Consider the following 14,536-nt stretch of genomic DNA (forward strand, 5'->3'; position numbering starts at 1 on the left):
AGGCCGCCGAATCTTCAGCGAGCTGTTGCCAGTTCCTGTTGGACGCTGGCGACAGAGCGAGGCCAAGGTTTACCAGCCTGAACCTTCGCTGGCAAGGCCTTGATGGCGGTAACGGCTGCATCGCGGTTGGCGAAGTTACCGTAGGTGATGACGTAAAGCGGCTTGCCGTTAAGGACTTTCTTGAAATAGCGGTACTCGCCGCCCTGTTCCTTGACGAAATTTTGCGCCGTGGTTTCAGAGCTGGTGCCGAGGATTTGCACCACGTAGTTACCCGGTGCCTGACCGGCATACCAGGTACCACCGGTGGCGGCTTTGGCAACGTTGGCCGGCTTCTCGACCGGTTTCTCGACAGGCTTGGCGATCGGGGCTGGTTTGGCCACTGGAGCCGGTTTGGCCGCAGGTGCAGGTGCGGGTGCAGGCTTGGCGGTAGCGACCTGAGTCGGCGCAGGTGTTGGCTTGACCGCAGGAGTTGGCTTGGCCGCAGGCGCTGGCGTCGGACCAGCCGGAATACCTGCTGGAGGCGCGGTGGTGGTTACGGTAGGCGGTGTGGCACTGGAGCCTTCGACCGGCACGCCGTCGTCGCCCTCAGTGATACCGCCGGCAGCTTCTGCCAATGGACCACGCATCACTGGCTGCGACTGCCCGACCAGCGGCAATGGCATCGGCTGGGTATTGCCGGCGAACTCGACCGCCGGAGCGCCGCCGCTGTTCGGTTTCGGTGTACCCAGTGGCAGTTGCGCCTGCTCATTGGCGGGCGCACCGGTGGTTGGTGCCTTGCTGCGACCTGGCATCAACCAGGCAGCGGCCACCGCGACCACGACTACGGCGGATATCGCCAATACGTGTTTCTTCGGCATGTTGAACCCCATACTTGGACGCTTGACCGCTGAGCGGCTAGCAATCATGGCTTCGATCATCGCATCGCGGGCGACCTGATTGATGTTGCCAGGCCATCCATCGGAGCTTTCGTGTATCTCAGAGATCTGATTCGCGGAGAAAAGTTCGATTCCCTGACCGGCGCCTTCGAGTCGCTGGGCCAGGTATTCGCGGGTTTCTTCTTCGACGTAAGGTTGCAGCTCGATGACGTGGAAGCGCTCTTCCTCGGTGCTCAGCTGCTCAAGTTCGGCGATCAGCGACGACTCACCAAACAGGAATACATGCGGACGACCTTCCGGCGCGCCAGCCGCCAGCGCCAGCAGCGCTTCGAGGGCGGACTCGTCAAGTTGTTCGGCATCGTCGACCAGCAAGTAGACTTCCTGGCCAGTCAGTGCGAGCTGTACCACCTGCTTGAGGATCGCGCCGACTTCAGCCTGGGCGACGTTCAGCGCCTGAGCCACCTGACGCAACACACCCGCCGCATCGCCGGCACCACGAGCGGAAACCACCACGCTCTGTACCGACTGCTTGTTGGTACTGGCTACCAGCGCCTGACGCAACAGGGTCTTGCCGCTGCCTTGTGGGCCGGTGACCACCAGCAACAACTGGCTGTAACGGGCCAGGTGATGCAGTTGCCCCAGCACGGGTTTGCGCTGGGCAGGGAAGAATTTGAAGCCAGGCACCCGTGGAGCGAAAGGGTCGTGACTCAACTGGTAATGGCCGAGGAACGCCTCGTCGGCATGCAAACTAGTCATCGGGATCTTATTAACCTTTAAGCTGAGCCAGGGCGCGGTAATCCGCTCCCAGCGTGGCCTGTAAAACCTCTTTCGGATAATCGTCGGTCACTACGGCTTCGCCCATGCGGCGCAACAACACCAGTCGCAAACGACCGTCGATTACTTTCTTGTCAATTGCCATGTGTTCGAGAAAATCGGCTTCAGTCATCACTGAAGGCGGAATGACCGGCAACCCGGCACGCTGGAACAGGCGAATGCCACGATCACGCTCCTGGGCACTGATCCAGCCCAGACGCGAAGACATTTCCAGGGCCATTACGGTGCCGGCAGCCACCGCTTCACCATGTAGCCAGACACCATAGCCCATGTGGGTTTCGATGGCGTGGCCGAAGGTATGGCCCAGGTTCAACGTGGCGCGTACACCGGACTCCCGCTCGTCAGCACCGACCACAGCAGCCTTGGCCGCGCAGGAGCGTTCGATAGCGTAAGTCAGGGCCGTTTGATCCAGTGCCCGCAGGCGATCGACGTTGTCTTCGAGCCAGGTGAGGAACGGCTCGTCGCAGATCAGCCCGTACTTGATGACTTCCGCCAGGCCGGCAGAGAGCTCGCGGGCCGGCAGGGTATTGAGCGTGGCAGTATCGATCAACACGACGTTCGGCTGATAGAAAGCGCCGATCATGTTTTTGCCCAGGGGGTGGTTGATGCCGGTCTTGCCGCCCACCGAGGAGTCGACTTGCGACAGCAAGGTAGTCGGGACCTGGATGAAATCGACACCCCGCTGGTAACAGGCGGCGGCAAAACCAGCCATGTCGCCAATCACACCGCCGCCCAAGGCGATCACGGTGGTGCGGCGGTCATGGCGTGCAGTGAGCAGGCCGTCAAAGATGGTTTGCAGGGTTTCCCAGTTCTTGAAGGCTTCGCCGTCGGGCAAAACCACGGAAATAACCGAAAACTGAGCAAGGCTGCGGGTCAGACGCTCTAGATACAGCGGCGCAACGGTCTCGTTGGAGATGATCGCGACTTGCCGCCCGGCGATATGCGGCGCCAGCAGTTCGGGCTGATCCAGCAACCCTTCGCCAATATGGATCGGGTAGCTACGCTCGCCTAAATCGACCTTAAGTGTCTGCATGTGTCCCCACAGTGAAGTTGGAATCAGGCGTCCTGCCTTACATTATCGACTGGCAACATCTGCGTGTGTGACGCTGCCCGTTCGTCATGCGCCACACCTTCGAGCCGTCATGACCGGAGCCGAGGATAGCGCATTTCGCTCTGCGCATTAACGGGGAGGTAGCTGCTGCAAGCGTTCCAGGATGTCCAGCACTACCATCCGCGGTGGCCGCTCATCGGTTTCCACCACCAGGTCGGCGATTTCCCGATACAGCGGATCGCGCAACGCCAGCAAATCCCTGAGGGTTTTTGCCGGGTCGGCGGTGCGCAGCAGCGGACGATTGCGATCACGCGCGGTGCGCCCGACCTGCTGTTCGACGGACGCATGCAGATACACCACTCGCCCACCGGCGTGCAGCGCCCGACGATTGGCTTCGCGCATCACTGCGCCACCGCCCGTCGCCAGCACCACGCCATCGAGCGCGCACAGTTCGGCGATCATCGCCTGCTCGCGATCACGAAAGCCGGGCTCGCCTTCTTTATCGAAGATCCACGGGATATTGGCGCCCGTGCGCAATTCAATTTCCTTATCGGAATCCTTGAACGGCAGGCGCAGCTCTTTGGCCAACAAGCGACCGATGGTGCTTTTTCCAGCACCCATCGGCCCAACAAGAATCAAATTTCGCACAGAATCAATGACTCACAGCAATCGCCTGGTTATTCATGATACGCGGAGTGAGAAATACCAGCAGCTCGGATTTTTTCTCCGACACCACGTCACGCCGGAAAAGGCGGCCAAGATACGGCACATCACCGAGAAATGGCACCTTATCTACAACCTTGCTTTGAGTATTTGAGAAAACCCCGCCGATGACGATGGTTTCGCCGTCGTTGACCAGTACCTTGGCGTTGACCTCGTTCTTCTTGATCGGCGGTACATCCTGCACTTTGTTCAGGTAGTCCGGCTCATCCTTGGTGACCTTGACCTCCATGATGATGCGGTTGTCCGGGGTGATCTGTGGTGTCACCTCCAGAGACAGCGAGGCTTCCTTGAACGCCACCGATGTCGCGCCGCTGGAGCTGGCTTCCTGATAGGGAATTTCCGTGCCTTTGAGGATCTTCGCGGTTTCCTTGTCGGAGGTAACCACTTTGGGTTGAGAGACTATTTCCCCGTTTCCGGTCTTCTCCATGGCAGTCAGCTCAAGGTCCAGCAACACGTTATCGGTGATGAAGGCGATGCCGATCCCCGATGTATTTCCCGCCGTGCCCATGTCGACGAACGGCGAGTTGGTGCTGGTGCTGCCCGGCGTACCAATGGTCGATGAGGCGTTGGCCCCGTTGCTGACCCCGGAGGTATTCCAGTTACCCTTATTGCGGACCGAACCGCCCCAGCGCACGCCGAGACTTTTGTCGTAGTCGACGTTGGCTTCGACGATCCGCGCCTCGATCATCACCTGACGCACCGGAATATCCAGCTGAGCGACGATCCGCCGTAGCTCATCCAGGCGATCCTGGGTCTGGTAGGCAATGATATTGTTGGTTCGCTCGTCGACAGTGATCGAACCGCGCTCATCGATTTTCGCCTCGGCGCTGGTCACCGACTGGAACAGCTTGGCGATATCCGCCGCCTTGGCGTAGTTGACCTGCAACAGCTCACGGCGCAGTGGCGCCAGTTCGGCAATCTGTTTACGTGACTCCAGTTCCTGGCGCTCACGAGCAGCGATTTCATCTGCCGGTGCTACCAACAGGACGTTGCCGATCTTGCGCTTGTCCAACCCCTTGGTCTTGAGCACCAGGTCCAGCGCCTGATCCCATGGCACGTTTTGCAGGCGCAAGGTGATGCCACCCTGCACCGTGTCGCTGGCCACCAGATTGAGGTTGGTGAAATCGGCGATCAGTTGCAGTACCGAGCGCACATCGATGTCCTGAAAATTCAACGACAGCTTCTCGCCGCTGTAGGCAAAGCGCTCTGCATTGCGCTTCTGCAGATCGTCGACGGTCATCGGACGGACGCTGACAGTCAGCTTGTTATCGGTCTGGTAAGTCGAGTAGTCAAATGCGCCGCTGGGTTCGATGCTGATGCTGGCCTTATCGGAGGACGCACTGGCATTGACGAACTGCACCGGCGTGGCGAAATCCTTGACGTCCAGACGCACCCGCAAGCGTTCAGGCAGCTGGGTTTTGGCGAAGGTGAGGATAATCTTGCCACCGTGCTCCTGGATGTCCGGGCTGATGCCTGGGTCCGACAAATCAATGACCACATTGCCTTCACCCTGCTCACCGCGCTGAAAATCCACCCCGCGAATAGCCTTGCTTACGGGGGCGTAAGTCTTGGCCGACAGCGGTATGGCGCTGGCCACTCGCGATGCGGCGGGCCGGGATTTCCGAGCGCCGGCGGCGGCCTGCCCCACCACCACGTACAACGTGTTGCCTTCGACTCGTGAGCTGTAAGGCGTCAACTGCGTCAGGTTGATAATCAAACGCGTCCGATCCTTGGCCTCGACCACCGTCGCACTGCGGGCGTTGCCACCCCCCAGGTCACGCGTCTTGCTTGCCAGTTGACTGCTCACACCCGGTAAGTCGAGGGCGATTCGTGCCGGCTGATCGGTGGTGTAGCCATGAGGCGCGGGCGGTGGGCCATCGAAAGCCAGTTTCAACTCGATGCGATCACCCGGCAGCGCAGCGACATCCAGCGCTTTGAGATTGACCGCCTGTACCATCGGTGAAAGCAGCGCCATCCATAGTGAAATACCGAGGGCTGAAAGGATCCTGTTCATGATTCAAGTTCCACTATGAGTGCTCTTTCAAAGGAATAGTCCGCGGTCGTTCCAGCCAGGCACCCTCGCCATCGGGAACGATTTCAACCACATCGACTTGCGAGTCACTGATGGCCACAATCCGGCCATCGTTGCGGCCCAGGTAGTCACCGACCTTCAGCCGATGCACCCCACCGGCACCGCGCAACAACGCGAAAGCGCCCGAGGCATTGGAGATTGTGCCGACCATTTCAAACTGCTCGATGTTGAAACCTTCGAGGTATTGCTTGATCCGGTTCGGATCGGGTTTGACGTTGCGCGAGCCCGGTTTTCGACCTGCCAGGTCGAGCCTGATCTGTGGTGAAAAGGGGCTACGCAATGACGCAGCGTTGTAGGTGAAGGTTTCGTATGACCTGAGCGTCGGCACAGGTTCAATCTTGCCAGGCGGGCGCAGGCGCACCTCGTTCATGTAGGCGTCCAGATCGCTGACGTCGTTACCGTTGCCACAACCGAGGAGACTCCCCAACAACACAACCAGCGAAAACCATCGGGCCGCATTCACTTCAGCAACCCCTTGTCGTTGTAACGGTAGGTTTTTGCCAGGATATTCATGCGCAGTTTCGCGCCACTGCCCGGAACGACCGGCTCGATGTTGAAGTCGTGCAGGGTGACGATCCGCGGGAGGCTGGCGACGCCACTGACGAAGGTCGCCAGGTCATGGTAGGCACCGGTGACAGTGATCTGAATCGGCAGCTCGATGTAGAACTGCTGGGTGACTTCCGACAGCAGCTTGATCTCTTCGAACTCCAGCCCGCTGCCCAATCCGGTGCGGGTGATGTCTTCCAGCAGACCAGGCACTTCGGTATCACTGGGCAATTGCCGCAACAGCACACCAAAGGAAGTTTCCATTTCCTTCATCTGCTCGGTGTAGCGCTCCAGATTGGCCGCCAGGTGCGCCTTGCTCGCGAACTGTTCCTTGAGATTGATTTCCCCGGCACGGGCCTGTTCGAGTTGATCCTCAAGATCCTTGAGGTAAAAGCTGTAACCCAGCGTCAGCACCAGAACCACCACCAGCCCGCCGACCAGGCCTTTGACCGCCGCAGGCCAGGAACCTATGTTGTTCAGGTCCAGGTCGTTGATATCGATATTGCGCAAACTTTCGAACCATCGGGATGGACTCATTTCGCGCCCTCCGCTGCGGCCGGCGGGGCCTGACGAACGGTCAACTGGAACACGTTGGCCTGATCCAGCGCACCGGCGGTGGTCGCCTTCACCTCGGTCAGGCTCGGCGAATCGAACCGGTCGGAGGCACCAAGGTTGCGCAACAACTCCGAGACGCGATTGTTCGACTCTGCCGCCCCGCTGATAGACAGCGTTTTATCGACCAGTTTGACGTCGGTGAAATACACCCCGTCCGGCAGCGTGCGCGCCAGCTGATCAAAGATCCGTGCGTTGACCGACCGATTGCCTTGCAAGTCCTGGATGATCCGCATCCGCTCCACGAGCTGCTGCCGTCGGGCTTTCAGATCGCTGATCTGCTTGATCCGGTCATCGAGTACAGCAATTTGTTTAGCGACGTAATCGTTGCGTGCAACTTGTCGATCGATGGCACTGCTGATGTATTGGTCACCCAGCAGAATCACGCCGACTGCCGCTACCAACACGCCGGCCAACACCAACAGGAAACGCTTGCGACGTTCCTCGCGTAGCTCTTCGCGCCAAGGAAGCAGATTGATCCGCGCCATCAGTCGAAACTCCTTAGCGCCAGGCCGCAGGCAATCATCAACGCCGGCGCGTCACTGGCCAGGGCGCTAGCGTTGACCTTGCTGCTCAGCGTCATATCCGCAAACGGATTGGCCACCTGCGTCGGCGTGCCAAGACGCAGCTCGATCAGTTGCTCCAGCCCGGCGATCGAGGCAGTACCACCGGCCAGCAGGATCTGGTCGACCGCGTGGTACTGACCCGAGGCGAAAAAGAACTGCAACGATCGCGAAACCTGTTGCACCAGCGCCTCGCGGAACGGTTGCAGGACTTCGCTGACGTAGTCATCGGGCAATCCACCCTGTTTTTTCGCCAGCCCGGCCTGTTCGACGGTCATGCCGTAGCGACGCTGGATTTCCTCCGTCAACTGACGACCGCCGAACAACTGTTCACGGGTGTAGATGATCCGGCCGTTGGACAACACGCTCAACGTGGTCATGGTGGCGCCGATGTCGACCACGGCCACCGTCGAGCGCTCGTGTACGCCAGCCAGCTGTGCCGACAACAAGCCGAATGAACGCTCCAGTGCGTAAGCCTCGACATCGACCACCCGCGCCGTCAGGCCGGCAAGGGCCAGTGCGGCTTCGCGGACTTCGACGTTTTCCTTGCGACACGCCGCCAGCAATACATCGACCCGCTCGGGATTACGACGGGAAGCGCCCTGCACTTCAAAATCGATGGCGACTTCTTCAAGGGGATAGGGAATGTATTGGTCTGCTTCGATTTTCAGCTGATTTTCCATGTCATCGGCTGAAAGCCCGGCGTCCATTTCGATGGTCTTGGTGATGACCGCCGATCCGGCAACCGCTACCGCAACACTCTTGACACTGGTTTTGGCCTTGAGCAACACCCGGGACAACGCCTGCCCCACACCGTCGAGTTCGGCGATATTTTTCTCGACCACCGCGTTAGTCGGCAGCGGCTCTACCGCGTAGGCTTCGACCCGGTATCGAGTACCTGAGCGGCTGAGCTCGAGAAGCTTCACCGAGGTGGAGCTGATATCGATCCCCAAAAGCGTGCGGCTTTTTTTATTGAAGAGTCCCAGCACTAGCAATTCCCTATGACTATCCGTGAGTTACGGACTCTTTATGATTCATTGCGTTCAATAGCTGCGCCTTGACAGAGGCGCCAAATGCGCTTTCGGTGGAAAAATGCTTATAATGCCGAGCGTTTTTTCCGCTTTCTCAAGCGCGGGTCGCCCCTTGCTTACCTTGAATGCCCTGACGCCTAATTCATTCTTTACCCTGGATGTCCAAAAGCCTTGATTCGTCTGCTGAAATTTTTCGGGTGGTCCATCGTCGCCGTTTTCTGCGGACTGCTCCTCGGTCTGAGCGGCGCGTTTCTTTACCTTAGTCCGGGATTGCCGTCCGTGGAGGCGCTGAGAAGCATTCAGTTGCAGATTCCTTTGCGGGTCTACAGCAGCGACGGCAAGTTGATCGCGGAATTTGGCGAAATGCGCCGCACGCCAATCCGTTTCGCCGACATTCCCCCCAATTTCATCAATGCGTTACTAAGTGCTGAGGACGACAACTTCGCCAATCACTATGGCGTCGATCCCAGCAGCCTGATGCGTGCCGCGACCCAATTGGTCAAAAGCGGACACATTCAATCCGGCGGTAGCACCATCACCATGCAGGTGGCGAAGAACTTCTTCCTCACCAGCGAACGCAGCTTTTCGCGCAAGACCACAGAAATCCTCCTGGCCCTGCAAATCGAGCGTCAGTTGACCAAGGACGAGATCCTTGAGCTCTACGTGAACAAGATCTATCTGGGCAACCGCGCCTACGGCATCGAGGCAGCGGCGCAGGTGTATTACGGCAAATCGATTCGTGACGTCAGCCTGGCGCAGATGGCGATGATCGCCGGCCTGCCGAAAGCCCCTTCGCGCTTCAACCCGCTGGCCAACCCTGCGCGCAGCAAGGAACGGCGTGACTGGATTCTGGGCCGCATGTACAAGCTCGGGAAAATCGACGAGGCGGCGTATCAGACTGCGATCAACGAGCCGCTGAACGCCAGCTATCACGTGCCGACGCCGGAAGTGAACGCGCCGTACATCGCTGAAATGGCCCGCGCCGAAATGGTCGGCCGTTATGGCGCCGACGCTTACACCGAAGGTTTCCGCGTTACCACTACCGTACCGAGCAATCTTCAGGAAATGGCCAACACCGCCGTTCATGAAGGCTTGATCACCTACGACCAGCGTCACGGCTACCGCGGCCCTGAATCCCGCCTGCCGGGCAAGACGCCCGCCGCCTGGGCCACAGAGCTGACCAAGCAGCGCACCATCAGCGGCCTGGAACCAGCCATTGTCACCCTGGTCGAGAAAAACGGCGTGCAGGTCCTGACCCGCAGCGGCGAAGAACATGTCAGCTGGGACAGCATGAAATGGGCGCGCCCGTTCCTGAATACCAACAGCATGGGCCCGGCACCGAAGCAGCCATCGGACGTTGCGCAGGTCGGCGATCTGATCCGCGTACAGCGCCAGCCGGACAATGCCCTGAAGTTCAGCCAGATCCCGGTCGCCCAGAGCGCGCTGGTTTCTCTTGATCCACAGAATGGCGCCATCCGCGCACTGGTCGGCGGCTTCGCTTTCGAGCAGAGCAACTACAACCGCGCGATGCAGGCCAAGCGCCAACCGGGCTCGAGCTTCAAGCCATTCGTCTACAGCGCTGCACTGGACAACGGCTACACCCCGGCAAGCCTGGTGAACGACGCGCCAATCGTGTTCGTCGACGAGTATCTGGACAAGGTCTGGCGCCCGAAGAACGACACCAACACCTTCCTCGGCCCGATCCGCATGCGTGAAGCGCTCTACAAGTCGCGCAACCTGGTGTCGATCCGCCTGCTCCAGGCGATGGGTGTCGATCGCACCATCGACTACATCAGCAAGTTCGGTTTCAACAAGCAGGACCTGCCGCGCAACCTGTCGCTGGCCCTGGGCACCGCGACGCTGACGCCGATGGAAATCGCCACCGGCTGGAGCACGTTTGCCAACGGCGGCTACAAGATCACCCCGTACATCATCGACAAGATCGAAAGCCGTAACGGCGACACGCTGTTCGTCGCCAATCCGCCAAGCGTGCCGAAGGGCGATATCGCCAGCAGCGGAATCGCAGCACCAGTGAATAACACGTTTACGGTCAACCCGACGCCAGGCGAAGCCCCGGTGGCGCAAACCACCGCACAAGCACCGGCAGTCGCGGAACGGATCATCGACGGGCGCACCACCTTCATCCTCAACAGCATGCTTGAGGACGTGATCAAGCTCGGTACCGGGCGTCGCGCCCTGGCAATGGGCCGCAGCGACATCGCGGGCAAGACCGGGACCACCAACGAATCCAAGGACGCCTGGTTCTCGGGCTACAACGCCGATTACGTGACCACGGTCTGGACCGGTTTCGACCAACCGGAAAGCCTTGGCAAACGCGAGTTCGGTGGCACCGTCGCACTGCCGATCTGGATGAACTACATGAGCGCCGCACTCAAGGGCAGGCCACCGCATACCCAGGCCGAGCCGGAAGGCATCCTCAGCCTGAGAGTTGATCCGGTCAGCGGCCGTGCAGCCACCCCAAGCACGCCAGGCGCCTACTTCGAACTGTTCAAGGCCGAAGACACGCCACCATCGGTCAACGAGCTGGGCAACGGCAATGCCCCGGGCAGCCCACTGCCAGCGGATGAAGCGGCGCCGATCGATTTGTTCTGATCACACAGCCCCACCAAAAAGCCCCGCTCTTCGTTTGAAGGTGGGGCTTTTTAGCGTCTGGAGTTAGTACCTCCAACCACTCAGGCCGCCAAGATCAAAAGATCGCAGCCTTCGGCAGCTCGAAGAAGATCATCACCAGCGGCGCGCCTTCACCACTCAGGCCGGCCGGTAGGCCGCCGTGCTTTGCTTTTGATCTGCCCGCCCCTCCACGCCCTGAGCCTGTCCGTCAACCTGTGACGACCTCCATCGGCGCCTCTACCAACGTTGATCCACGCCGCGTTAAAGCCTGCAAGTAAGCCTTTTCGTCATAGACGGTGCTGGTTTTCCAGCACCGATAGACGATTCTGATCCACTTAAAAGCGAGTGCCCTCAGTGTCGCCTGGTATGAGCAGCCCTTAGCCCGCTGCTGCCGATAATAAGCCCCGGCCCACGTTGATTGAGTGATGCTGTGAGCGGCCCATTCGACAAAGGTCTGACGCAAGAAGGTTGAGCATTGGTAGCGCCAATACACGACTTTTTTCTTTCCGCTACGCTGGGTAACTGGTGCGATTCCGGCATATCTCTGCATCGCATTGGCGTCGTTAAATCGATCACGCTGTTCACCAAAAGCCACCATCAGGCGCGGTGCAAGATGTTGGCCGGCGCCGGGCAGCGCTTTGAAAAGCGGGTAATCGGCCAAGGTGTTGGCCGTTTCTTCGATCTCGCGATCAAAGTCCTTGATGGTGGAAATGAGCCCTTTGAGTTGCGACGCCAAGGCTGTTGCGTACAACTGCGAAGGACGTATCACCCCTGGATCCTGCGTTAAAGGCATCGCGTTGGTGATCAATTCCCAGCGAGTTTGATTGAGTTGAGGACGACGCATGTTGTGTTCGTTGAAGAACTTGAGAAAAACACTCTGGCGAGAATGCTTGATGTGTTCAAGCGTGGGCCAGCGCATCAGAAAGTCACAGAACACCACGGTGTCATGATTGCTAAACAGCTCCAGGGCCAATGGGTAATACTGTTTGAGCTCACTGATCAAGCGGTTGCTGACCTTCACTCGCTCATCAACCAGTGCGCGCCGATGTTCTGTCAGGCTGGCCAAAATACGCATGGCTGGGCTTTGCGGCATCAACTGGGGAAATCGTTGGGGATGAGTAAGCAACAACTCAAGCGCCCATTGAGCATCGGTCGGATCATCCTTGGCACCGCTACGGACAAAGGTTTTACGGTGTCTGGCCAAGGTGCTCGGATTGATTGGAAACAGGCAAAAGAACTCGTATTTTTGCAGGGCCGCCACCAACGGGCCCTTGTTGAGCTCCAGAGCAATCGCAATCGGAGCACCGTAGCGCTCAAACAACGATTTCGCCCAACGATCGATCGATTGGGGCGTGTGGTCGATGACAGAGAAGTGCCGCCGGGTTTCCCCAGCGACCTGCAAACACACGTCGTGCTTGGTATCTGCCCAATCTATTCCGATATAAGCAGTGAATCTCTGAGACAGGAGCGTTTGCATCCAAAACCTCCACAGGCGCTAAAGTACATGCAGGGACATGCATGCTTGCGTCCAGCGAAAGCGATATAGAGAGCCGTGTCGGGCTTTCCCTGAGTATTCCTTAGAGGGCGCAAGCGCACCTGTGGGCTCGAAGGTGAAGGGGTAATCATCGAGTGCTTGGAAGGCATATTCGTAGCCCACAGGTGCATGTTCCTCCCTGATCAAAACTGACTTCCAGACACCGAAGTATGGAAGAGGAAAGGAACGGACAATCTATATCGGGAGGCCGAGTGGAGGTGTTCATCAGGGGGTGGGCGCGCAGCGCCGTACGGCGCAGCCGGACACATCGAGAGGAGGTCGTCGCGCAGCAGACCGTAGGCGATGCCCCCTGATGAATGCCGGAGCGAGGGTACGCCGAGCCTAAGCGAGGTGCCGGACGCTTGGGGCGAAGCGTTTTGGTTACTTTTGGGCGTCTGCAAAAGTGACACGCTGTAAGAGCGGAACCATAAGCAGCCGTTACCGCAGGAATGGATATGTACACCTGAAAGAGATTGGTCGGCTATCAGGCCGCCATCGCGAGCAGGCTCGCTCCCACAGTTTTGATTGGGGCGCATCTGAGGGAGATGAGTCGGCTGTCAGGCCGCCATCGCGAGCAAGCTCGCTCCCACATTTAAACTGTGTACACACGCATAAAAAAACCCCGACTCGCGAGAGCCGGGGTTTTTGGGGGACGCTACAAAGGCTTAGCCGTTGAACACGTCATCCACGCTTTTCAGCGGGTAGTTCTTCGGATACGGCAGAGTCGCAACACCGGTCTCGATCGCAGCCTTGGCCACAGCATCCGCGATCACAGTGATCAGACGCGCATCCATTGGCTTCGGAATGATGTACTCACGACCGAATTCCAGCTTGATACCGCCATAGGCGTCACACACTTCCTGAGGCACTGGCAGCTTGGCCAGTTCACGCAGGGCGTTGGCCGCAGCCACTTTCATCTCTTCGTTGATGCGCTTGGCGCGAACGTCCAGAGCACCACGGAAGATGAACGGGAAGCCCAAAACGTTGTTCACCTGGTTCGGATAGTCCGAACGGCCGGTAGCCATGATCACGTCGTTACGGGTGGCGTGAGCCAGTTCCGGGGAGATTTCCGGGTCCGGGTTCGAGCACGCGAACACGATCGGGTTGGCAGCCATCAGCAGCAGGTTTTCAGCGCTCAGCAGGTTCGGACCGGACAGACCAACGAACACGTCCGCGCCCTTCAGAGCGTCAGTCAGAGTGCGCTTGTCGGTCGCGTGAGCGAAGACCGCCTTGTACTGGTTCAGGTCGTCACGCTCGGAGTGGATCACACCGGTACGGTCAACCATGAAGATATTTTCGATCTTGGCGCCCATGCTCACCAGCAACTTCATGCAGGAGATAGCGGCAGCACCAGCGCCGAGGCAAACGATCTTGGCTTCCGGCAGGGTTTTACCAGCGATTTCCAGGGCATTGATCATGCCGGCAGCGGTAACGATCGCGGTGCCATGCTGGTCATCGTGGAACACCGGAATGTCGCACTGCTCGATCAGAGCACGTTCGATCTCAAAGCACTCAGGCGCCTTGATGTCTTCCAGGTTGATGCCACCGAAGGTGATGGAGATACGCTTGACGGTGTCGATGAAGGCTTGCGGGCTTTCGGAGTCGACTTCGATGTCGAACACGTCGATACCGGCAAAGCGCTTGAACAGCACGCCTTTACCTTCCATTACCGGCTTGGAAGCCAATGGGCCGAGGTTACCCAGGCCGAGAATCGCGGTGCCATCGGAAATGACTGCAACCAGGTTGCCTTTGCCGGTGTATTTGTAGGCCAGTTCAGGATCGCGGGCGATTTCGCGTACTGGTTCGGCTACGCCGGGGCTGTAGGCCAGCGACAGGTCGCGAGCGGTAGCGGTGGCCTTGGTGAGCTCGACACTCAGCTTCCCTGGACGAGGATGGGCGTGATATTCGAGAGCGGCAGTTTTCAAATCAGACATGTGGGCATTCCGCTTTTACTGTTGGACAGACGGACCGCCGAGGATACTCGTGTCGTAAAGTCCCCACAAGACTGACCAGTCACCCCTGTCAAGGGCCCTACCCTACGACT

General features: G+C 58.9%; 11 protein-coding genes. 1 reads left to right on the forward strand and 10 read right to left on the reverse strand.

What is annotated here, in order from left to right; all coding sequences use genetic code 11:
• Positions 1-14 precede the first annotated feature (14 nt).
• The 8 genes from BK659_RS04560 to BK659_RS04595 form a co-directional block, all read right to left on the reverse strand.
• Positions 15-1,631: an AAA family ATPase gene (locus tag BK659_RS04560; protein WP_123423932.1), complete on the reverse strand. Its 1,617-nt coding sequence runs from the start codon at positions 1,629-1,631 to the stop codon at positions 15-17.
• A 10-nt stretch (positions 1,632-1,641) separates the two neighbouring features.
• On the reverse strand, positions 1,642-2,742 hold the full coding sequence (gene aroB / locus BK659_RS04565) for a 3-dehydroquinate synthase (RefSeq protein WP_123423933.1): 1,101 nt from the start codon (positions 2,740-2,742) through the stop codon (positions 1,642-1,644).
• 147 nt (positions 2,743-2,889) lie between these two features.
• Positions 2,890-3,408 (reverse strand): shikimate kinase AroK, encoded by a 519-nt coding sequence (aroK, locus tag BK659_RS04570; protein ID WP_054595232.1) that lies wholly within the window; start codon positions 3,406-3,408, stop codon positions 2,890-2,892.
• A gap of 4 nt (positions 3,409-3,412) precedes the next feature.
• Positions 3,413-5,497, reverse strand: a complete 2,085-nt coding sequence (locus tag BK659_RS04575; protein WP_123423934.1) for a type IV pilus secretin PilQ — start codon at positions 5,495-5,497, stop codon at positions 3,413-3,415.
• A gap of 13 nt (positions 5,498-5,510) precedes the next feature.
• Entirely contained in the window at positions 5,511-6,038 is a 528-nt protein-coding gene (locus BK659_RS04580) for a pilus assembly protein PilP (protein WP_123423935.1), read from the reverse strand.
• Complete coding sequence (gene pilO / locus BK659_RS04585) at positions 6,035-6,658, reverse strand: type 4a pilus biogenesis protein PilO (RefSeq protein ID WP_123423936.1); 624 nt, start codon at positions 6,656-6,658, stop codon at positions 6,035-6,037. The genes BK659_RS04580 and pilO overlap by 4 nt, the downstream gene beginning before the upstream one ends.
• Entirely contained in the window at positions 6,655-7,221 is a 567-nt protein-coding gene (locus BK659_RS04590) for a PilN domain-containing protein (protein ID WP_123423937.1), read from the reverse strand. Before BK659_RS04590 ends, pilO begins: the two co-directional genes overlap by 4 nt.
• Positions 7,221-8,285 (reverse strand): pilus assembly protein PilM, encoded by a 1,065-nt coding sequence (locus BK659_RS04595; RefSeq protein WP_123423938.1) that lies wholly within the window; start codon positions 8,283-8,285, stop codon positions 7,221-7,223. The genes BK659_RS04590 and BK659_RS04595 overlap by 1 nt, the downstream gene beginning before the upstream one ends.
• 216 nt (positions 8,286-8,501) lie before the next feature.
• Between BK659_RS04595 and BK659_RS04600 the strand changes: the two genes are divergently transcribed.
• A complete protein-coding gene (locus tag BK659_RS04600) occupies positions 8,502-10,940 on the forward strand; it encodes a penicillin-binding protein 1A (RefSeq protein ID WP_404942511.1) in 2,439 nt (812 codons plus the stop codon).
• A gap of 226 nt (positions 10,941-11,166) precedes the next feature.
• On the opposite strand, the gene BK659_RS04605 is transcribed toward BK659_RS04600, so the two are convergent.
• Positions 11,167-12,435 carry an IS110 family RNA-guided transposase gene (locus BK659_RS04605; protein WP_123423940.1) on the reverse strand — a complete coding sequence of 423 codons (1,269 nt, stop codon included), beginning with the start codon at positions 12,433-12,435 and terminating at the stop codon, positions 11,167-11,169.
• Positions 12,436-13,157: 722 nt separating this feature from the next.
• Positions 13,158-14,426 (reverse strand): malic enzyme-like NAD(P)-binding protein, encoded by a 1,269-nt coding sequence (locus tag BK659_RS04610; protein WP_123423941.1) that lies wholly within the window; start codon positions 14,424-14,426, stop codon positions 13,158-13,160.
• Between the last annotated feature and the right edge of the window lie 110 nt (positions 14,427-14,536).

Origin of the sequence: Pseudomonas brassicacearum (assembly GCF_003732225.1) — a bacterium.
Classification (GTDB): Bacteria; Pseudomonadota; Gammaproteobacteria; order Pseudomonadales; family Pseudomonadaceae; genus Aquipseudomonas; species Aquipseudomonas brassicacearum_E.

Bases quoted from the DNA above. Each gene is read 5' to 3' on its own strand.
- BK659_RS04560 (WP_123423932.1), bottom strand. From the start codon at position 1,631: ATGACTAGTTTGCATGCCGACGAGGCGTTCCTCGGCCATTACCAGTTG.
- aroB (WP_123423933.1), bottom strand. From the start codon at position 2,742: ATGCAGACACTTAAGGTCGATTTAGGCGAGCGTAGCTACCCGATCCAT.
- BK659_RS04575 (WP_123423934.1), bottom strand. From the start codon at position 5,497: ATGAACAGGATCCTTTCAGCCCTCGGTATTTCACTATGGATGGCGCTG.
- pilO (WP_123423936.1), bottom strand. From the start codon at position 6,658: ATGAGTCCATCCCGATGGTTCGAAAGTTTGCGCAATATCGATATCAAC.
- BK659_RS04590 (WP_123423937.1), bottom strand. From the start codon at position 7,221: ATGGCGCGGATCAATCTGCTTCCTTGGCGCGAAGAGCTACGCGAGGAA.
- BK659_RS04605 (WP_123423940.1), bottom strand. From the start codon at position 12,435: ATGCAAACGCTCCTGTCTCAGAGATTCACTGCTTATATCGGAATAGAT.
- BK659_RS04610 (WP_123423941.1), bottom strand. From the start codon at position 14,426: ATGTCTGATTTGAAAACTGCCGCTCTCGAATATCACGCCCATCCTCGT.